At 38.8% G+C, this 19,926-nt stretch carries 22 protein-coding genes; 6 read left to right on the plus strand and 16 right to left on the minus strand.

Features of this window, described 5'->3' with window-relative positions; translation table 11 throughout:
* Nucleotides 1-24: 24 nt before the first annotated feature.
* Nucleotides 25-510, plus strand: a complete 486-nt coding sequence (locus C7B89_RS05620) for a tetratricopeptide repeat protein (protein WP_112118482.1) — start codon at nt 25-27, stop codon at nt 508-510.
* A 36-nt stretch (nt 511-546) separates the two neighbouring features.
* Here the strand turns inward: C7B89_RS05620 and C7B89_RS05625 are convergent, their stop codons facing one another.
* From C7B89_RS05625 to C7B89_RS05645, 5 genes are all read right to left on the minus strand, one after another.
* Nucleotides 547-762: a DUF3955 domain-containing protein gene (locus C7B89_RS05625; RefSeq protein ID WP_244205579.1), complete on the minus strand. Its 216-nt coding sequence runs from the start codon at nt 760-762 to the stop codon at nt 547-549.
* A 289-nt stretch (nt 763-1,051) separates the two neighbouring features.
* Nucleotides 1,052-2,095, minus strand: a complete 1,044-nt coding sequence (locus C7B89_RS05630) for a phosphotransferase family protein (protein WP_115673281.1) — start codon at nt 2,093-2,095, stop codon at nt 1,052-1,054.
* A 13-nt stretch (nt 2,096-2,108) separates the two neighbouring features.
* Nucleotides 2,109-2,885 (minus strand): SDR family oxidoreductase, encoded by a 777-nt coding sequence (locus C7B89_RS05635; protein ID WP_048392531.1) that lies wholly within the window; start codon nt 2,883-2,885, stop codon nt 2,109-2,111.
* Complete coding sequence (locus C7B89_RS05640) at nt 2,882-4,117, minus strand: acyl-CoA dehydrogenase family protein (protein ID WP_054550382.1); 1,236 nt, start codon at nt 4,115-4,117, stop codon at nt 2,882-2,884. Before C7B89_RS05640 ends, C7B89_RS05635 begins: the two co-directional genes overlap by 4 nt.
* 150 nt (nt 4,118-4,267) lie before the next feature.
* Nucleotides 4,268-5,155 carry a LysR family transcriptional regulator gene (locus C7B89_RS05645; RefSeq protein WP_048392528.1) on the minus strand — a complete coding sequence of 296 codons (888 nt, stop codon included), beginning with the start codon at nt 5,153-5,155 and terminating at the stop codon, nt 4,268-4,270.
* Between the two features lie 140 nt (nt 5,156-5,295).
* Between C7B89_RS05645 and hutG the strand changes: the two genes are divergently transcribed.
* The gene (gene hutG / locus C7B89_RS05650; protein WP_054550383.1) at nt 5,296-6,261 is read left to right on the plus strand and encodes a formimidoylglutamase; all 966 of its coding nucleotides are present in this window, start codon (nt 5,296-5,298) and stop codon (nt 6,259-6,261) included.
* Complete coding sequence (gene gltS / locus C7B89_RS05655) at nt 6,258-7,442, plus strand: sodium/glutamate symporter (protein WP_016993292.1); 1,185 nt, start codon at nt 6,258-6,260, stop codon at nt 7,440-7,442. The genes hutG and gltS overlap by 4 nt, the downstream gene beginning before the upstream one ends.
* A gap of 48 nt (nt 7,443-7,490) precedes the next feature.
* On the opposite strand, the gene C7B89_RS05660 is transcribed toward gltS, so the two are convergent.
* The 6 genes from C7B89_RS05660 to C7B89_RS05685 all read right to left on the minus strand — a co-directional run bounded on the left by C7B89_RS05660 (nt 7,491) and on the right by C7B89_RS05685 (nt 13,765).
* Nucleotides 7,491-8,753 (minus strand): polysaccharide deacetylase family protein, encoded by a 1,263-nt coding sequence (locus C7B89_RS05660; protein WP_115673282.1) that lies wholly within the window; start codon nt 8,751-8,753, stop codon nt 7,491-7,493.
* A gap of 528 nt (nt 8,754-9,281) precedes the next feature.
* Nucleotides 9,282-10,118: a D-alanyl-D-alanine carboxypeptidase family protein gene (locus C7B89_RS05665; RefSeq protein ID WP_115673283.1), complete on the minus strand. Its 837-nt coding sequence runs from the start codon at nt 10,116-10,118 to the stop codon at nt 9,282-9,284.
* 78 nt (nt 10,119-10,196) lie between these two features.
* Nucleotides 10,197-10,814: a histidine phosphatase family protein gene (locus C7B89_RS05670; protein ID WP_016993289.1), complete on the minus strand. Its 618-nt coding sequence runs from the start codon at nt 10,812-10,814 to the stop codon at nt 10,197-10,199.
* Nucleotides 10,815-10,858: 44 nt separating this feature from the next.
* Nucleotides 10,859-11,278 (minus strand): DUF3995 domain-containing protein, encoded by a 420-nt coding sequence (locus C7B89_RS05675; protein WP_048392518.1) that lies wholly within the window; start codon nt 11,276-11,278, stop codon nt 10,859-10,861.
* Nucleotides 11,279-11,368: 90 nt separating this feature from the next.
* On the minus strand, nt 11,369-11,878 hold the full coding sequence (locus C7B89_RS05680; RefSeq protein ID WP_115673284.1) for a TetR/AcrR family transcriptional regulator: 510 nt from the start codon (nt 11,876-11,878) through the stop codon (nt 11,369-11,371).
* Between the two features lie 198 nt (nt 11,879-12,076).
* On the minus strand, nt 12,077-13,765 hold the full coding sequence (locus C7B89_RS05685; RefSeq protein WP_115673285.1) for an AAA family ATPase: 1,689 nt from the start codon (nt 13,763-13,765) through the stop codon (nt 12,077-12,079).
* 93 nt (nt 13,766-13,858) lie between these two features.
* Between C7B89_RS05685 and C7B89_RS05690 the strand changes: the two genes are divergently transcribed.
* Nucleotides 13,859-14,290: a hypothetical protein gene (locus C7B89_RS05690; RefSeq protein ID WP_054550389.1), complete on the plus strand. Its 432-nt coding sequence runs from the start codon at nt 13,859-13,861 to the stop codon at nt 14,288-14,290.
* A 32-nt stretch (nt 14,291-14,322) separates the two neighbouring features.
* On the opposite strand, the gene C7B89_RS05695 is transcribed toward C7B89_RS05690, so the two are convergent.
* The 4 genes from C7B89_RS05695 to C7B89_RS05710 form a co-directional block, all read right to left on the minus strand.
* The gene (locus C7B89_RS05695; protein WP_244205581.1) at nt 14,323-15,243 is read right to left on the minus strand and encodes a helix-turn-helix transcriptional regulator; all 921 of its coding nucleotides are present in this window, start codon (nt 15,241-15,243) and stop codon (nt 14,323-14,325) included.
* Between the two features lie 396 nt (nt 15,244-15,639).
* On the minus strand, nt 15,640-15,954 hold the full coding sequence (locus tag C7B89_RS05700; RefSeq protein ID WP_004225046.1) for a YbjQ family protein: 315 nt from the start codon (nt 15,952-15,954) through the stop codon (nt 15,640-15,642).
* On the minus strand, nt 15,954-16,445 hold the full coding sequence (locus C7B89_RS05705) for a nucleoside 2-deoxyribosyltransferase (RefSeq protein WP_115673287.1): 492 nt from the start codon (nt 16,443-16,445) through the stop codon (nt 15,954-15,956). The genes C7B89_RS05700 and C7B89_RS05705 overlap by 1 nt, the downstream gene beginning before the upstream one ends.
* A 12-nt stretch (nt 16,446-16,457) precedes the next feature.
* The gene (locus C7B89_RS05710) at nt 16,458-16,892 is read right to left on the minus strand and encodes a GNAT family N-acetyltransferase (protein WP_115673288.1); all 435 of its coding nucleotides are present in this window, start codon (nt 16,890-16,892) and stop codon (nt 16,458-16,460) included.
* A 183-nt stretch (nt 16,893-17,075) separates the two neighbouring features.
* Here C7B89_RS05710 and C7B89_RS05715 point away from each other — a divergent pair, with 183 nt between their 5' ends.
* Complete coding sequence (locus C7B89_RS05715; protein ID WP_115673289.1) at nt 17,076-18,242, plus strand: immunity 26/phosphotriesterase HocA family protein; 1,167 nt, start codon at nt 17,076-17,078, stop codon at nt 18,240-18,242.
* A gap of 116 nt (nt 18,243-18,358) precedes the next feature.
* Nucleotides 18,359-19,393, plus strand: coding sequence for a YdcF family protein (locus tag C7B89_RS05720; RefSeq protein WP_048392508.1), 1,035 nt, complete (start codon nt 18,359-18,361; stop codon nt 19,391-19,393).
* Between the two features lie 61 nt (nt 19,394-19,454).
* On the opposite strand, the gene C7B89_RS05725 is transcribed toward C7B89_RS05720, so the two are convergent.
* On the minus strand, nt 19,455-19,922 hold the full coding sequence (locus tag C7B89_RS05725; protein WP_103118297.1) for a hypothetical protein: 468 nt from the start codon (nt 19,920-19,922) through the stop codon (nt 19,455-19,457).
* Nucleotides 19,923-19,926 lie beyond the last annotated feature (4 nt).

Here is a 19,926-nt window from a genome sequence, read left to right on the forward strand (position 1 = left end):
TAAGTAAAGAAGAGGTTAAATATAATGGACAAACAATTAGAACACATACTTACATTAAGAAAAAACGGACAGCTTGAGGAAGCAAATCAATGTATGGTGGCACTGGTCAAGGAACATCCTCAAAATGCTTATTATCAATTTCAATGTGCTTGGACATTTGATTCTTTAGGGCAGGAAAAAGAGGCTGTTCCGCACTACGAAGAAGCGATAAAGTTGGGGCTAGAACCAGAAGTTTTAGTGGATGCCTATCTCGGTTTAGGGAGCACCTATCGTACTATAGGGCAATACGAGCAAGCAAAACGGATCTTTGAACAAGCCATTCAAGAGTTCCCCAAGGCTGAGCATATCAAGGTCTTCTATGCCATGACACTCTATAATCTTGGCGAACATGCAAAATCAATGGAAACATTATTGAACACGATATTACGCACAGCCAATCATCAAGGCATTCAAGATTATAAAAAAGCTATTCACTACTACAGTGATAAGCTAGATCAAACATGGTTATAAAAAACAGGCCCTATTTAGAGCCTGTTTTTAGCATTATTATATGGAAGTTTGCTTTTTGAATGTAGAAGATAACGCCACAATCAAGAATGTAAGTATACCGCTAAAGAAAAATAAATAGCTCAATGGAATTAAAAAGAAGTTTTTCTCCACTATCGTACCATCTGCTAGTATCTCATCTCCTATAAGGCCTTTTATAAATAAACATACGATCCCCATGATCATCGGAATTGTGGCAAGTAAATATTTCCCCATTATTTCTTCCTCCATTTGTTAAATCCTTGTTGTAATTGATGATAGCGTTATTTTTATTGCAAGTCAATTATTTTTTATCGAAAAACAATAAATAGTTATTGATTAACACTCCCACCTAAAAGAACGAACGTTCCCTCCTCTTTTAATTTCTTGTACGTGATTTATTATGTTTTTTGAGTAAATTTTGTGCGAGTTAGTATAAATAATTATATAAATTAATGTCGGATAATCTGTTATAATGGGCTATAAAAACAGCTACTTTATTAAAAGTAACCGTTTTTCCATAAAATCATATTGATTGAGAAGCTTGTTGTATGAGGGCAGCGACCATTTTATCCATCTGAGCAAAGCGATCATCCTGCGTTTGTCCTTGAACATAGCGATAATAGATTTGCTGACAAATAACGGCTAATTTAAAATAAGCAAATGTACAGTAATAATGAATAGCTGACACATCTCGCCCACTTTTCTCTGCATAACGATCAATAAATTGCTGTCGGGTATAAAAGCCTGGTAATACAGTTACTGGTGGTTCACCAAGTGCATATAATAGCATTTTCGGGTCATCCGCTTGCATCCAATAACTCATTGCTACACCAACATCAGCAAGTGGGTCCCCTACTGTTGCCATCTCCCAATCAAAAAGGCCAATCATTTCGGTATAGTCCTCGGAGAACATTGCATTATTCAATTTATAATCGTAATGAATAATGGTTGCCTCATGATTGGACGGAAGATTGTTTTTTAACCAATCTGTTAACATCGCTACTTCTGCATGTTCTGCTGTTTTCGCATTTTCATAACGCTCAATCCAGCCATACACTTGTCTTTCAAGAAATCCGTCAGGCTTCACGATATCCTTTAACGGAGTGTCCTGATAAGGAATAGCATGTAATGCAACTAAAGAATCAACCATCAGTTCGGACAATTGACGTGCTAGCTCCTCTGTTGGTTCTGTGCCTTTTGGAAAATGTGTATCAAGGACGATTCCTTTTTTGCGCTCCATTAAAAAGAAATCACTACCGATAATGTCTCGATCCTCTACATAGACATATGGTTTTGGAACCGATGGTAAAAATGGATGCAGTGCCGATAAAATCGTAAATTCCCGCTTCATATCATGCGCTTTTTTGGCAACTGGTCCAAGCGGAGGACGACGTAGAACAGCTTCAAAATCAGCTATTTTTAAACAATACGTCAAATTGGAATGCCCTGCACTAAATTGTGCTATTTCAAGCTTCCCCTGTGGAAGCTCAGTGAAATAACTCTCTAAAAAGGCATGTAGTTTATCAACATCCAAACGTTCACTTGACCTTACTTGCATCGTATCCATTCTATTTCCCTCCTTAAATAATGGAGCTCATGCCCCCATCTACTACAATGACATCCCCTGTTACATAGTCCGAAGCTGGTGCTGCTAAAAATAAAGCTACGCCCTTCAAATCATTTTCGGAGCCTAAGCGTTTCAATGGTGTAACACCCATCAAATAGTCTTGTCCACGTTCGATTAAGACATTGGACATTTTCGTAGGGAAAAAACCTGGTGCAATAGCGTTGACATTGACTCCATGTGGCCCCCATTTGACGGCTAAATCCTTCGTTAAAGTAATGACAGCCCCTTTACTCGCGTTATAGGCAATCGTATCCATAAAGGCTGGTAGCGTCCCACCTAGTCCAGCAATAGAAGCAATATTAATGATTTTGCCGCTTTTCTGCTCTAGCATAATTTTGCCAACGGCTTGGCTGAATAAAAATGTCCCGTTGACATTGACATCAAATACTTTTTGCCAGGCTTCGTAAGGCATATCAATGGCAGGTGTTCCCCATGATGCGCCACTGTTATTGACTAAAATATCAATTCTACCAAATGTTGTAATCGTTTGAGCTACCACATTGGCAATATCCTCAGGCTTTGTGACATCACAGGCTAGAGCTAATGCTTGAACACCAAGCTTTTCGAGTCCTGCTGCAACCTCCTCACATGCCTCCACCTTTCGTGAGCATAAGACCACATTGGCTCCAGCCTCTGCAAATCCTTGAGCAATTTGCGCACCGAGTCCACGTCCTCCACCTGTCACAATCGCTGTTTTACCTTTTAAGCTAAATAACTCTAGGACCGTCATTTCACCAGCTCCTCTTGTTTGTTGGCATGCTTTTTTAATTCTAGTTTAGCAATGGTATTACGATGCACCTCATCTGGTCCATCCGCTAAACGTAATGTACGAGAATTAGCCCATTGTGCAGCAAGCGTAGTATCGGGACCTACCCCAGCAGCACCAAATGCTTGGATAGCTCGATCAATGACTCTGAGTGCCATATTTGGAGCAACTACCTTAATCATAGCAATTTCAGCTTTTGCCTCTTTGTTGCCTACTGTGTCCATCATATAAGCAGCCTTCAATGTTAAAAGTCTTGCTTGCTCAATATCCATCCGAGATTCTGCAATGCGCTCCCGCATTACCCCTTGATCTGCTAGTGGTCGATGAAATGCCTGTCGCGCTTGTACACGCACACACATTTCCTCTAATGCACGCTCTGCGGCACCAATAAGACGCATACAATGATGAATTCTACCTGGTCCTAGTCTGCCTTGCGCAATGGCAAAGCCTTTACCTTCACCCCATAAAATATTTTCCACCGGTACACGCACATTGGTAAATGTAACCTCACCATGTCCTTCTGGCGCATGGTCGTAGCCAAAAGCCGTTAGCATACGCTCCACTTTTACTCCTGGTGTATCCATCGGTACAAGAATCATAGACTGCTGCTCATGGATAGGAGCCGTTGTATCTTTATGCTTGCCCATAAAAATAGCCACCCTACAGCGAGGATCCCCAGCACCAGTTGTCCACCATTTATGGCCATTTAAAATGTATTCATCTCCATCGCGTTCAATGCTTGCCTCAATATTTGTAGCATCACTGGATGCAACGGCTGGCTCCGTCATCGCAAAGCAGGACCGTATTTCACCTCGTAATAATGGTTCTAGCCACTGTTTTTTTTGCTGTGCCGTTCCATAGCGTACAAGTACTTCCATATTGCCTGTGTCAGGTGCATTACAGTTAAATACCTCGGGGGCCAGAAGTGAACGGCCCATGATTTCACATAAAGGTGCATATTCTAAGTTGGTTAAGCCTGCCCCATATTCACTATCTGGTAAAAATAAATTCCACAAACCTGCCTGTTGCGCCTTCTGTTTCAGCTCCTCCATAATCGGTGGAATCGCTCCCCAACGATCCTCCATTGCCTCAACCTGTGCAGCATAAACGGCCTCATTTGGATAAATGTATTGCGCCATAAAATTCTTCAGCTTGTCCTGTAACTTCTCAACTTTTTCACTATAGGAAAAATTCATTAAAAGATACCCCCTTTGCTTGAACTTCGCAAAATGAATGAATGTTCATTTTCATTCTTACAATAAATGTTACCGCTATTTTTCTAGTAAAGCAATGTTCTATTTTTGAATTTTCTAATAAAAGAGAAAATTCATCACTATGGACTTACATCATTTATTTTCAAAAAACTGTACTATATCCTTCAGTAATTGTCGGATGGCTAATGGTAAATGACGGTTTTTTAAGTACACTAGATAGACATTGCGACTTAAATTCAGACCCTCTATTTCCTTTTTTACAATCGTTTTAGCAGTCGGTCCTTGCAAGTAATTTTCAGGTAATATGGTCACTCCTAAATGTTCTCGTACAAGCGATACAGCGGTTTCAAAACGCTCAATTTCAAATTGAATATTGATGTTTTTACCAGCCTGTTCAAATGACGTTAAGATATCTCGTCTTGTTTGAAAGCCCTCGGTACTAATAATAAATGGTTCTTCACAAATATCTGAGATGGTTAAAGTATCCTTTTGGGCTAACGGATGATGTAGAGGTAATACTGCGACCAACCGTTCTTCATATAAAGTTTGAACTTCCAACTCTGGATCATCCATTAGCTGATTGGTGATGATTAAATGAGTTTTATAGCTTTTCAAGGATTTTTTCACCCGCTTACTTCCTAAAATATCGACTAAGTGAATTTTCATGTGAGGATAGTCTTTTTTATAGTTGGCGATTACCTTTGGCAGCCAATGCTTAATAGATTCCATGACACCAATGGTGATGTCTCTCGTGCCATGAACAATTACTTCATCCATTTCGATTTTTAGCACTTCCATATTTTTTACAATAACTTTTGCTCGTTCAAAAAGTAACTCTCCAGCTTCTGTTAATTGCAGATTTCTAGTATTTCTCTCTAATAAAGGGGAGCCAATCTCTTGTTCTAATTTTTTGATCGCATTACTTAAGGAAGGCTGCGAAATATGCAGTCTTTCTGCGGCTTTTGAGAAATTCATCTGTTCTGAAACAGCGATAAAATAGTGTAATTGTTTAATGTCCACCTATAGATACCTCCCAGATTTATAGTTAAAAGCTATAGATTAATATTAATTATATATTAGTAATTATAATTATGTGAATATATAATGAATTACAACAATACTTTTTCTACAATAATATTCACAATGGGGTTGATAAGTTTATGTACACAATGACCGATCAAAAACAATGGAAAGGCCGAATAGATTCAACGACAAATACAAGCAGCTTTCGTTTACATCAACAAGTAAAAAGAGTTGCGATTAATGATGTAAGCGCTTCAGATAAGAAAAGTGCTGCTCTCGTTGGCTTTATCTGCGATGAAGGGGTACGTCGAAATCAAGGCCGTGTAGGGGCAGCAAATGGTCCAAACGCCCTACGAGAAGGCTTAGCCAGCTTACCGTGGACATTTGAGGACGATCAGCAAATTATTGATGTTGGCAATATCGTTTGTCTAAACCATGCTTTAGAGGAGGCGCAACGTGAGCTTGGTGAAGTCGTAGCAACAGTACTACAAAAAAACATATCATGTGTGGTGCTAGGTGGCGGGCATGAAACGCTGTATGGCCATTATTTAGGCGTTCGTTCTGCTCTACCAAAGGAAGCTAAAATCGGCATCATCAATATAGATGCTCACTTTGATTTACGACCATATGATGAACAACCTTCGTCAGGTACGATGTTCCGTCAAATTTTAGAGCAGGATCCACACGCTGACTATTTTGTTGTTGGTATTCAACGCTACGGCAATACAAGAGAACTTTTCGAAAAAGCTGATGAATTAAACGTGAAGTATGTTTATGAGGATCAAATGACGGTAGCCTACCAACAACAATTAACGGATGCATTACAACATTTTATGGATAAGCATGATTATATTCTTTTAACATTATGTATGGATGTATTGAATGCAGCATTTGCTCCAGGTGTAAGTGCTCCATCACCGTTTGGGCTTGACCCATCGACTGTGCGCTCCATTTTGCAACAAGTCACTTCACACCCTCACACCCATTCATTTGATATTTGTGAGGTCAATCCGTTATTAGATGAAAACGGACGTACAGTGAAATTAGGTGCCTATTTTGTATATGAGGCACTGAACAACTTACTTAGGGGGCAAGGTTCATGATCGAAATTAATCAAATTACAACGGTATTCCTAGCTGTTGCACTCTTTGCATTAGGAAGCTTTCTTATCAATAAAATAGGCTTTTTAAAGCGTTTCTGTATCCCAGCACCAGTGGTTGGTGGTTTATTGTTCGCTGCTCTTGCCACTATCTTAAAAACAACGGGTATTTTAGAAATATCACTTGATACTTCTTTACAAAGCTTATTTATGATTACTTTCTTTACGACAATTGGCTTAGGTGCAAGCTTTAAACTTGTAAAGCTCGGTGGTAAATTACTGATTATCTACTGGCTAGCATGTGGCTTCCTAGCGTTAATGCAAAATGTCATTGGGGTATCTCTGGCCTCACTTATGGGGATCCATCCTTTAATCGGTATGATGGCGGGTGCCGTTTCTATGGAGGGTGGTCATGGCGCTGCAGCTGCATTTGGCCAAACCTTAGAAGATTTAGGGATTTCTTCAGCTATGACAATTGGTGCTGCTGCCGCAACATGTGGTCTAGTTGCTGGTGGCTTAATTGGTGGTCCAATTGTCAAATATTTAGTAGGTAAATATAATTTAACACCAGATGAACAAGAATCGGAAGAAGTCCAATATGAAAATAAACATGAGCAAATTACATCGGATTCGTTCTTTACACAAGTCTTATTAATTACTTTCTGTATGGCTGTTGGTACGTACGTCGGCACACTATTCTCAGAAGCAACAGGTTTCGTTCTACCTGGCTATGTAGGAGCAATGTTTGTGGCTGTATTAGTACGCAATATTATGGATAAATTCAAACCTGAAGCCATTAATATGAAAAGCATCTCATTAATTGGAGATGTCACATTAGGTGTATTCCTTTCCATGGCTCTCATGAGTATTAAATTATGGGAAATTGCTGATTTGGCACTACCATTATTCATCATTGTTTTTGCGCAAGTATTCTTTATTGTTGTATTTAGTATTTTTGTGTTATTTAAATTACTTGGCAAAAACTACGATGCTGCTGTTATGGTAGCAGGTTTTGCAGGACATGGTCTAGGCGCAACACCAAATGCCATGGCCAATATGTCAGCCGTTGTGCAACGCTTCGGTCCTTCTAAAAAAGCCTTTCTTGTCGTACCGATTGTCGGCGCATTTTTAATTGACGTATTTGGGATTCCTATTATTATTACGACTATCAATTTATTTAAATAAAAAAGAGCTTTGCATTCGTTCTGAGTAGACGATTGCAAAGCTTTTCTATTATTGTAATATCTCACTTACTGTAACAAATTCATAGCCTTGTTTTTGTAAATAAAGAATAACATTTTCTAAACCATTGGCTGTCGTTTGATGGATATCGTGCATTAGAATAATACTCCCATCTTTTACAGAGGCTTTGACATACGCTAAAATTTTATCTGGATTATGATGTTTCCAATCCAGTGTATCAATCGACCACAAAATCGAGGGGATTGTCATGACAGAACGTACTTGGTCATTGGTCGCCCCATAGGGTGGTCGGAAAACAGTTGGATACTGCCCGATGGCTGCATAAATAGCATTACTTGTGCCATTGACTTCTTGTTTAACGCCTGCTATTGATAAGGTCGTTAATTTTTTATGGCTCAAGGTATGGTTTCCGATTTCATGCCCTGCTTCATAGACTTGTTTAACGATTGCAGCATTTCTTGACACATTTTTACCTACCATAAAGAATGTAGCCTTGGCATCGTATTTCTTTAACGTTGCCAAAATTTGTGGTGTCACCTTAGCATCTGGCCCATCATCAAATGTTAAGGCTACCCGTTTTTTTGCGCCTTTCGCTACTGGCACACCTTTATTATAAAGTTTATTATCTATTAACTGAATATCGGCTAGCTCAGAAGCTTTGACATACCCTTTTTGGTCGCCTGCTTCTACATAAGCCCAACCAGCAAGTGTTATGTAATACTGGACATTTGTTTTATTGGGAAGTGTACCAAGAACTTCTCCGTCTGGACTAGCTGTTAAACGTAATTCAGCACCAGCAACAGCATTAATTTTTTTCTTCGTTGGAGCTGGTTTTTTTAATGCGTTTGTCGCTACATATCCTATCTCCTCGCCATATTGAACGAAAGACCAACCACCAGGTGCTGTGCCATATACATAAATTATTCGTCCTTCATAGAGCTGTCCTACATGCTGGGCATGTTGACTTGGGGCTGTAAATAATGTTGTACCGCCCTTTTGAATCACTAGGTATCCCTCAGACTTCAACTTGACTAAAGCATCAGATGTGACATAGCCCTCCTGCTCTGGCGTTTGAATATGTGTCCAACCTTTACTTACTTTTGTTACTGAAACAAAGCTACCTTTCGAAAGTTCCCCGATCTCCGCACTATTCGTAGAAGCTTCTTCAAAAATAACCGTATCTTTGACTACCTTGTGAATCACCACTGACCCTTCAGCATTTACTGAAAGTTGCCCTGCCAAGATGCACATCATAAACGTCAAAACGATGGCAAAGGGTAAAAATTTTTTCATTGTTCTACACCGCCCTTAGATGTCTTCCATGTCTGTTTGCTAAAAAATTGCTAAGATTTAACTTTTATTATAGAGTAAACAACCCTGCCATAAAATAGTAATAATCAACTAGATTCCCTTTTACGATGCTGCTAAAATTCATATTTTAGTAAATACTTATACATTCCTCCTTCCCTTTTTACTGAGAAACTATGCATAGGTTATGATAATTAAATGATGGTGGCTTATTTTGTAGATTTTTTGTTAGCTCCTTTTTCTCATGCTGCTAAATGGCCTACGGACTTAGGTGAGTGACCTTCTCCTTACTGGGAGAGGGCTCTCACCTCTTTGAGCAGGTTCGCCACCTTTTGGAGATGGCTCCCCTCTCTTTTTGAACTGCTCCCTCACTTTTAGCAGCAGCTCTCCCCGTATTTGATGGTTCCTATAAAAAGCTGGTTATCCACCACCGAACCTCAGCTATATAATTCCCCTTTCTATTAAGACGTTAGGAACCATGAAAAAGTTGAGGTTTTTTCATTATTTTTCCTGCTATAAAGCTTCGAAGGCCGTTAGGGCATCTTCAATATGTGGGGGTGGGTTCCATATATAGCTAGGAGCATTGGTTGTAATGAATAAAAAAGATTTCCCTTCTTTCTCGATTATGGTCGCCAGACACAGTCCTGCTTCTGGGGTATAGCCTGTTTTTCCACCTATTATCGGACTGTCTAGACCCGGTAATTTTGTAAATAATGAGTTTGTGATGATTAATTGATTGGGAACATAGGTTGTGTAGTTTTTTGAGGTAAATATTTGATAAAAGGTAGGATTTTCCAATGCATATCGCAGAAGCTTGCTGATATCCCGCACGGTGGATACATGTGCCTCATCATGTAGGCCACTGGTATTAACAAAATGTGTGTCATGCATGCCTAATTCTTGCGCCTTGTTATTCATCAACGTGACAAATTTGTCCTCACTGCCAGCGACAGCATCTGCAAGTGTTCCTGTTGCATCGGCACCTGAGGCAAGGAGTGTACCATACAATAAATCCTCCATCGTGACAAAATCTCCTGCTTGAAAGCCTGCCATCGAAGCATTTTGTGCCGTATAGTTCGCAATCGTTTGAGGCTCTACAATGGTTTGTGTTTGTAAATTATCTGTCATCTCTATGGCAACAATGGCTGTCATGATCTTTGTTAAAGATGCAGGATAAATAATAGCATCCGCATTTTTTTCGTATAATACATCGCCCTGTTCATTGAGTAACAAAGCATTTTGACTATGTAATGATGGCAGTTCTAGATGCGTGAATTCATATGTTTTGCTTGTATAATAAAATAAGAAAACCATGATACAAATACAGACTACTAACATCCATTTTTTCATAAAAAACGCCTCCTACACATTATAAGAGGCGGCATTTCTGAATATTCCTTGAGAAAAATGGGATGCGCTCAAATATTTTCACAGGTAAAAATCATCATCGAAATTTGAACTAATTCTTGTAATCTCTTTATTTTTTAATTTGAACATTACATCTTGAGAAACCTCTAACTTGAGCGTCTCTTCTTTGCTTAGACTTGCATAGACGCCGCGTAAAATACGACCAGTTAAGCCATGCGAGACAATAATCACTTTTGAAAGTGGTTGAATCGTTTCAAGCAAAGCAGTTAATCTGCTTACAACAGCTTCATAGGTTTCCCCATCTGGTGCACGAAAATACCAATTGAAGGCATCTGTGTTCGTTAACAAGGCAGGCCATTGTTGCTGTATTTCCGCCATGGTTAATCCAGCCCATTGTCCCACAGCAACCTCTGTTAAACGTGGATCCTGCCTCACCTTGTTGCTGTCATAGCCCAGTGTTTCACAAAGTATGGCTGTGCTTTGCATGGCTCTTCCCATTGGACTTGATAGGATGGTCCATTCATCTGCATCGCCAATGAGTGATTTCAGCATGCGTGCATTTTGCTGAACCTGCTCCCGACCACGCTCAGTGAGTGGTGAATCAAGCTGTCCTTGATATCTCCCTTGTGTATTATAATTTGTCTCACCATGGCGAAGTAAGTAGATCATTTGCTCCATTTTATATCCCCCATTCTGCTCCCCTTATTAAAGTAAAATTGCTGTTAAACTAACACCAGCACATAAACAAAGCTAAGAAACAAGCATAAAGGACTATACCATTTTGAATCATTTTGAGCAAATGTGGAATGCTTAATCGTTTTAAAAATACCAACATACTTAAAATCACCAATTGCTCGTAGCAAAAATACTAGCGCACAAACGATACTTCCTACTTTTGAAAAAATAGAGGCTTGAAAAAATGGCATGAAGCCTCCTTGAACAAGGATGATACCACTTGCTAGCATCAACAGCATTGCAACAAAGAGCGTTCCACATTTTCTCGGCGTAAAAACAGCTTGTTGGCTGCCTTCTTTCATAGGAATAACAGCTTCTGTACCCCATCGACCACCAAAGGCCCAATAAATATGTAGGATACTAATGAGCCCTAATAGTCCCACTGCGACAATTGATAAAATAAACATGTTCTACCTCCTCTTCATTTACATACGCTACCGTATGTTCTGGCGTTAAATATAGTCCCTCAAAGCCCATGTTAGCTCCGAGAGACCTTCTTACTGTATTAACAGCTTAATCATTTTTTCGAGATCGAAATGAGGATTGGCTTCAAATCGTGTCATCCAGCCTATATAGGTTAAATAAGCTAATCTTGCACGATCAGTGGATTCGTCTATGCTGATACCACTTTTTTGATAGAGTGTCGCCACACAGGCTATTCGCTGCTCCTCTATTTGAACGATACGCTTTGCGACATCTGAATCATATTTGGCCCAAGCATAAATGCCTATCTCCATCTTTTTATTTTTGTGAAAACTTATCCGTAAAAGCTGCTCTAGATTAGCATCAACTTGCTCCATATTTTGAATAATGGCCTTTGTTGCGTGGTTTTCCCAATAGTCTAGCATGGCATCTAATAGTTGTTGACGATCAGGAAAATAATGATAAAAGCTACCTTTACTAATGTTTAATGATCGAGCAAGTGCTTCAATACGTACTTTATGAATCCCCGCTTCTGCTAATTGCTCTAGACCCGCTCTAATCCAATCCTCTTTCGTTACTTGCATAATTGCCCTCCAAAAAATACGTTAGCGTATGTTTTGTCTTATATTACCACTTTATACATCACTCATCAACTTTTATCGTTTTTATGGCGTACATTAATATGATTATTCACTGTAACATGAACTGTTACTAGTCGTGGTAAAATACATGCACACACTAAAATAAACACTAATAGCTTTTTCATGAATTTACTCCTTGTCTTAAAAAGTATTGTCAAACAACTTTTCTGCAATGCCCTGTAAAATATCCTGCTCCTCAAATGTCATGAGTTCTTCTCTCGAGATTGTTGCCTGTTGAATCAATCGGTTTGATTGGATAGTCACTAGTTTCTCAAACAAGTTTCGAATATAGCGACCATTCGAGAAATTAGGGATAGTTTCAATTGGCATATGACGTAGCTGTGTTTTCATATGTTGGGCAAATGCTTCGCCAAATTGATAATCGTTCGTTTGACAAAGCATCGCAAAAATATCATAGAGTTCATCCGTGCTAAAATTATCAAATTGTACAAAATGATTAAAGCGAGATTTAAAGCCTGGATTAGATTGTAAAAAATCTTCTATTAGCTCTGTATAGCCCGCAACAATAATTACCAAGTCATCACGTAGATCCTCCATTGCCTTTAATAAACTATCAATAGCTTCCTTCCCAAATGCATCCTGTTTATCATTTATTAATGAATAGGCTTCATCAATAAAAAGTACCCCGCCCTTTGCTTTGTTAACGACTTCCTGAACCTTTAACGCTGTTTGTCCAACATAGCCAGCGACTAAACCTGCACGATCTGTTTCCACAAAATGCCCACTTGAAAGGACGCCAAGATGCTTGTAGATTTGGCCAATAATGCGTGCCACTGTTGTTTTACCTGTGCCTGGATTGCCCGAGAAGACAAGATGATACGTAATAGGAAAGCTTGTTAAACCATGATCCACACGCAGACTTTGAATTTTAATAAAGTTTATTAAATTATGTAATTCCTTCTTTGCATTCGGAAGACCTACAAGACTATCTAATTGTTTTTGTAGCTTGGCAATCTCTTGCTCGACTTCAGGTGTAATGCGTAACCGCTCATCGTTAATAAATTCACCACTATAGATAATTTTGCCTTCTTCATTATAATAATCGCCTCGTCCATGTTTTTTGCCTTGAACAAGGTCACCAATATAGGAAGCTTGCCCATTGGCATAATAGAGCGTTCCTTGCCCTGTCATCATATCCTCTTTAAATTGCCCTTCCGCTTCTAAAATTCCATCCCTAGAATATACTTTGCCTTTACCATGCTTTAGGTCCTCAAAGAAATGACCTTCATAGTGGAGATTAGTTACACCACGTGCAAGCTCCTCAGCTGTTGGTGATTCCGTAGGGTAATATAGCTTCCCAGCCCCTTGCATATGATGCCAAATAAAATCACCCTCATATTGTAAAAATCCATTTGGATAGTATTGCTTGCCTTTTCCCTTTTTCATGCCATGGACAAAGTCACCCTCATACTGCGGTTGATTTAAATGTGGATACTGTGCTCGTAGTGTTTGATAAGGGCGAATTACTTCTTCTTCATAATATAAAACACCATAGCCATCCATTAAATCATTGCGAAAATGACCTTCATAATGGATATGACCATCCTTATATAAAATGCCATGACCCTGTTTTTTATTTTGTATGAATTCACCCTGATAAATGAGTTGTCCTTTCAAATACATAATGCCATTGCCTTGCTTCATATGATTGACGAATTCACCCTCGAATAATAATTCTCCCTCTTGATCAAATAGCGAGCCTTTGCCGTCATATATATCGTGACCGAAATCATTCTTCTTGACGCCACCTCGATACATGATGATTCCACTTGGGTAAAATAGTTCTTTTTCTTCATGATTATGTGTCATTTAATTGCCTTCCTTCATCATTTCAGTATATGCTCAATTATAGCGTGGAAAAGAATACATATGTGTGAATTTTTAGAATTTAAGGAGACAAGCATGAAAAAAAGATACAAACTACTTCTAGGCATTTTACTACCACTACTTATTCTGTATATCTCGACAATGCTGTTAACACGAGACACTGATTTTACAACAGAGGTAACAGAACGTCTCGAAATGGAGGAAATTCATGAGATTGAAATTATTCGTTCCTCAGATGAAAAAACAGTAACGATTACTGACGCAGCAGAAATCAATCAAATTATGCAGCCATTCAAGGACCTACCTTTAAAAAAGGTGTGGTTTTCGAATTCTGATGCTCATGAAGCATACTGGCTAACACTCTCAATTAATGACAACAGGGAAATTGGCTTGCGTTTAGATGATGACCAGCATTTATTCGTGTATTTATATGAGGAAAATTACATGAAAGATTATAAGCTCACTAAGGATATCGATACGACATTTATCAAACAATTGTTTCAGTAAACGTAAAAACCCGTGCATGTACGCACGGGTTTTTATATGTAACGATAATTTTGCTGCATAGCTTGTAAGGTCTCAATGATCTCTTCTCTCAGTTCAATTGGCTCTAATACCTCCATATCGGCTCCTTGACTTAACAACCACTCTTTCACGCCATATTCTAACACTTCTGCCTCAAAAACATATTCATGATTGTTTTGTGAAACTAGGTGGGCTGTTGGGAAACGACTGTAGACTATTTGAGGAGAACGGCCTTTATAGAGAAGACGGATATGAGTAAGGTCATTAGTGTCCTCTACTTGTAATGGATGTACAGATGGAAATTCAAAATGGATAGTCATTTCACGAAAATGCTGAATACGATCCATTCTGTAAACAGTTGGGGTTTCTTGATTATCTCCTATTAAATAAAAATAATGTGTTGAAAAGATAACAGCGAGCGGCTTTAAAATTTTTGCAGTTGGAATCGCTTCACCCTCCTGTAAATAATCAATTGTAATGACCTTTCTCTTTTGTATGGCTGTTGAAATTCCCCATATCAAGGACAATAATGACTTGTTTTGATGGATATCTTCATATACAATTTTTTCATTTAATAACAGTTGATTGTCTGCTACACGTGAGTGAAGTTGATTAACGATCTCACCGATATCCGAATTTACGAGAGCTTTTGAGGCAATCAGTATTTTAACGATGACTAGTACCTGTTCTTTAGATAAACGATTGTTTTTTGTATGCATTAATTTATACACTTTTTCTGTACGTACATATTGTAAATGGTAATCTAGCTTAGCCTTTTCCAGATACGTACGAATTTCATCGATATCCCGTTGTATGGTTTTTTCACCAACCTGATGTGTCAATGCTTCTTGCTTCTTGTTGATTCCTTGGCCATCCATCAATCGATCAAACATCGATAGTACGCGATAGCCTTTGCCTTGTTGTGAATCTACCATATATCCCACTCTTTCTTCTATCATGCCCAGCTTGCAGTATATTGGCCATAAATAGCCCTTCTACTGATTGCGCCCAGATTTTTTGCGAGTTGCTCAAAAAGCTTTCTCTTCAAAATCTGTGACCTCCGCTTGGGCTTTTATCTTGATTCAGTTGGTGTTTTTACACCCACTCCATTTGTGCATTCATCTCATTATCTATAAACTGAATCAAGATAAAACTTCTACTTTATTGGTATAATTTGTACTATACGCATCCTATAATAAATCACCATTCAAGCAGCACAATAGACTGTATTTTTGACATAATTAACTAAAATTTTACAGCATTTTAGATGAATGTGTCACTTTTTAACCATTGAAAAAGGACTTCCATTGAATGAAAGTCCTTGTACTCTTTTATTTGAATTTTACAGCTGTTCCATATACCAATACTTCGGATGTACCATCCATGACAGATGAAGTAGCATAACGAACGCCTACAACTGCATCTGCACCTAATTGTTTGGCTTCCTCTACCATTGCCTCTGTGGCAATTTCACGAGAGCGCACAAGCATCTCCGCATACTCCTTCATTTCTCCACCTACAATATTGCGAAGACCTGCTATCATGTCACGACCAATATTTCTAGATTGAACAGAATTCCCTTTCACTAGCCCTAATGTTTCCATGATATCTTTTCCTGCCACCATGTCTGATGTAGCTAATAGCATCATGATGCCTCCCCGTTCTGTAGTTTTTGTATGGCTTTCACAGCCTCTTCAATAGAAGATGTAATCACGCCATTGCGTTTAATTAACCCCACAACAAATAAATTACGATAAACAAACTGATTCTCTAGCCCATCTCGGATCAGTGCCTCTATTTTTTGCATATTGTCCCGCCCTTGCTGACGAACATCTGTTAGCACACCAATAATGGGACGATTCAGCATCGAAAACGCACCTATCTCTGCGGCAACGCCTGAATCAATTTCCACCCCATCTAATACAGCTATCAGAACATCGCTATCCTGTAGCATCTCTAAATCTGCTTGGGCAATCGCTAAGCTATCTGCATAGGCAGATTTATCATTGATGGCCTCATTCTCCTGAGGTACATATAATGCGATGCCTGGTGCTGCCTCGCGAATAGCTGCTGCCAATTGTTCATTTACAAAACGATCGCCTAACGAAAATAACCCATTTGCTAAATATGCTTTCATGTATAAAACTCCTTAATCAATTGTTTTTTCAAATATAATTTTATGTCTGCCTTTTTCATCAATAAATGTTGATCGTATATCGAAACCATGCTTGAGGTTGGTAATAAGCATGGCTTTGAATGTATTTCTTCCATATGTACGAACTTTGTGAAAGCCTAAAGTCTTGATATATTCATGCTGTTGTTTCATTAATTGACTTGCAATTCCCTGACCTCGATGTGCTACATGAACGCCACCCAACCAACTATAAAAAATATCATCTGGATGTGGGTAGCCTAGTTTAAAGCCGATCAATGTGTCACCTTCCACTGCCAATATGCAAAGAAGGCCTTCTTTCTTTTCTAGCTTTTCGAGTGGCAAATTTGCTCCATCAAAAACGTGAGCGTGGATTTCTTGTAATTGTTCAAGCCAAGCATAGGGTATGCCTTCAATCGTCACAATATGCATATTCATCACCTCTGTCTGTCATTATAGCAGTTCTATAGCCTGAAGAAAAAGGTAGGCATCTGCTCCAAAAGCAATTATTATCACTGCATAAAAGTAACTATTTTCCATCTAAGCTATTTTCGACACCCACCAAATTCAGTATACTTGACCAAAATACAAAACAATAGCTAGGAGGAAATTCGATTGACACCATTTACTAGTTGGTTAACGAATTCATTGCGCCCCTATTTCGGCCTACATACTTTAGAAGCACATTGGGAAACGATTCCGATTCGAGAGGATTATTTTATTTGCCTTGAAGGCGATCTCATTAAAAAAAGAATTTTCGTGAATGAGCATAGCTACCAAGAAGCGGATGTCGACATTTTAACACGTAATCGTGAAGTCATTGTCCCTCAAACTGCGCGTGGAAAAGAAAAGAAATTGAATTATACCAATATCTCCGCTGTGAAAGCTGCAGGCGTTGTTTTTTCTGTTGGTCTAGGTAATGAAAACCATCCATCTAGCTATATCACAGCTCGTAACACTAAAACATATTACCAGCTACCATTAACAGGCTTTGAGCATTTAACGACTAAGTCGGCTCTCTTGAATTGGTTAGAGCAATTTCCCTCCCAGCTTCCTGCTGATTACTCAGACAAGCTAGAAAAGCTAACCAAGATGAAAAGTCTACGCTATAAGACTGTGCCAGGTGATATTTTTCGTGTAGAAATCGATTTATTTGTAGATGGCTATGTGCTTGTCATTGGCGATTTACGTCAAATGCAAAAGGATCATCTTTTTGGAGAAGATAGTATTTGGCATAATGTAATGACAATGCCATTGTTTGTACGGCCCTATTTGTTGACAACGACAGAGCGCCTGCCTTCTCTTGAGGAAATCATATCTGCTCCATTGGCCCCTCAAACCCATATTGTGATGGATGACCATTTTATGCGAGGATGCTATGAAAAGATAGGCCATAAAATGTTAACAGAATCCGATATTGTCTTTCCAATGGGCTATGGCGTGACACTAAACTATGGGAAAGAGCCTCGATATCGTCTATCCTGGGGAACAGGAACAATTAGTAAACCTGCACCTTCCACCTCCTATCAAACAGCTAGCCGTTTTACCAATCATGGTGTCTATGCAGGCGTTGCCAGTGATTGGTTGAAGCAAGAGGAAGGAATTGTAACAGAGTCGCTAGATCATCCACACTTCCGCGAAGATCGTCAGCGGGCACTCGCTGAATTTAGTTTTCCAGAAGATATCTCCTACGATGACTTTAATCGCCAAACGGGTGGATTGACCCGCACCCAATATATTCATTACCTCAATAAAACCTATCATCGTACACACAAAAAATAGAGGGAGCTTCTAGATGCTCCCCCTCCACTTTTTCATCGATGGTTGATTTCATCCAATAATTACTTATAATATAGAGATATCATTAACCAACTTCCATCACTAGAGGTGCATTTTGTATGTATTTTGGCATTATTCCACTGATTCTTTTCATCGTTTTTCTTATTTCTTACTTTAAAGACCCAAGAAAAATGATCAACGGACTATTATTTAATCTATTTGTCTGTTCATTTCTGCTATTCTGCGTCATTCTATCTTTAGCATCTGACCATTACTTTTTAAGGCTTATTGTCATTATTCCACTGATTGCTCTTTTCATTTTAATTCCTTTTGGTATTGTTGCTTTAATGTTTGGTTTATTTTTAAATGCGAGAGTATTAATGAAGCGAGAAGGTAGACGTTTAGCCAATTCCTTAACATTACTTGTGGCGATTGGCATTTTACTTTTTATCCTATTACCGATTATAAATCCAGCGAGTTTGTTTTCAGTCCACCTCCAGCCCATTTTTGGTGGAATTTCACTCATTACGTTTTATTTTTTTATCCATTTATCCAATTTTTTATCTGCTTATTTTCTCTACCAATTCAATCGCCCTCGATTGAATCAAGATTTTATTATTGTACTAGGCAGTGGATTAATTAATGATAAGGTGCCTCCACTTTTAGCTAGTAGAATTCAAAAGGCAATTGACTTCTATCATAAGCAAGCAGCAGTGACTACTCCACCTACCATTATTTTCTCTGGTGGACAAGGTCCTGATGAAAATCTACCCGAAGCTGAAGCGATGCAACGATATGCAATAGAAAAAGGCATTCCCATTGAGCATACACTCCAGGAGAACCGCTCTGTGAATACCTATCAAAATATGTTATTTTCTAAGCAGCTCATGGATGATCGGAAACAGGGTGAGGCCTATAACAGTATTTTCACCACGAATAATTTCCATCTTTTTCGTGCGGGTATTTATGCAAGACTTGCGGGCTTAGATAGTCAGGGCATTGGCTCTAAGACAGCCTTTTATTATTGGCCAAATGCGATGATTCGTGAATATGTAGCGATTGTTGTAATGGCACGAAAACGACATATGAAAATGATTGGACCTATTGTAATCATTTCGATTGCGCTATCTCTATTCAGCTTTTTCTTTGTATAGGTTCTAGGAAATGGATTCGTACACTTTTTATAGAAAGTGTTACGAATCCTTTTTGATGCTATCATACCCAAAATTTCTTCAGCTGTTGTTCATATAATGTCTCATAGTAAAGTTTTCGAGGATAGCGTTGTTCTTGTAATACCTGATAGAGAATGGATTGACCTTCCTCATAGCGAATCCCCTCATCACAATTATCAAATAGTTTTCGTGTCAGCTGTCTTACTAGGTGAACATCTTTTGTGTTCACTCTCCAGCCAAATTGAATTAAATCCAGCTGATCGAGCGGATCTCGATAAGTATCAAGTACCACACAGACATGTGGTTGCTGCTTATTCGCAAATACTAAAACATGTCCTGTATGAATGGATTGACCAAAATAACGTTCGTAAATCTCTGCTATCGGTACTTGGATTTCAAGCACATCCATGATCGTCTGTAAAGTTGGATGTGCTATATAGTCATCACTTGTCTCATCTGGATATTCAACCAACTCCATGATGGAAGCCATCATCCAAAAATCATAGGTCATTTCC

The sequence above is a fragment of the Lysinibacillus capsici genome, from assembly GCF_003367505.1.
GTDB lineage: Bacteria > Bacillota > Bacilli > Bacillales_A > Planococcaceae > Lysinibacillus > Lysinibacillus capsici.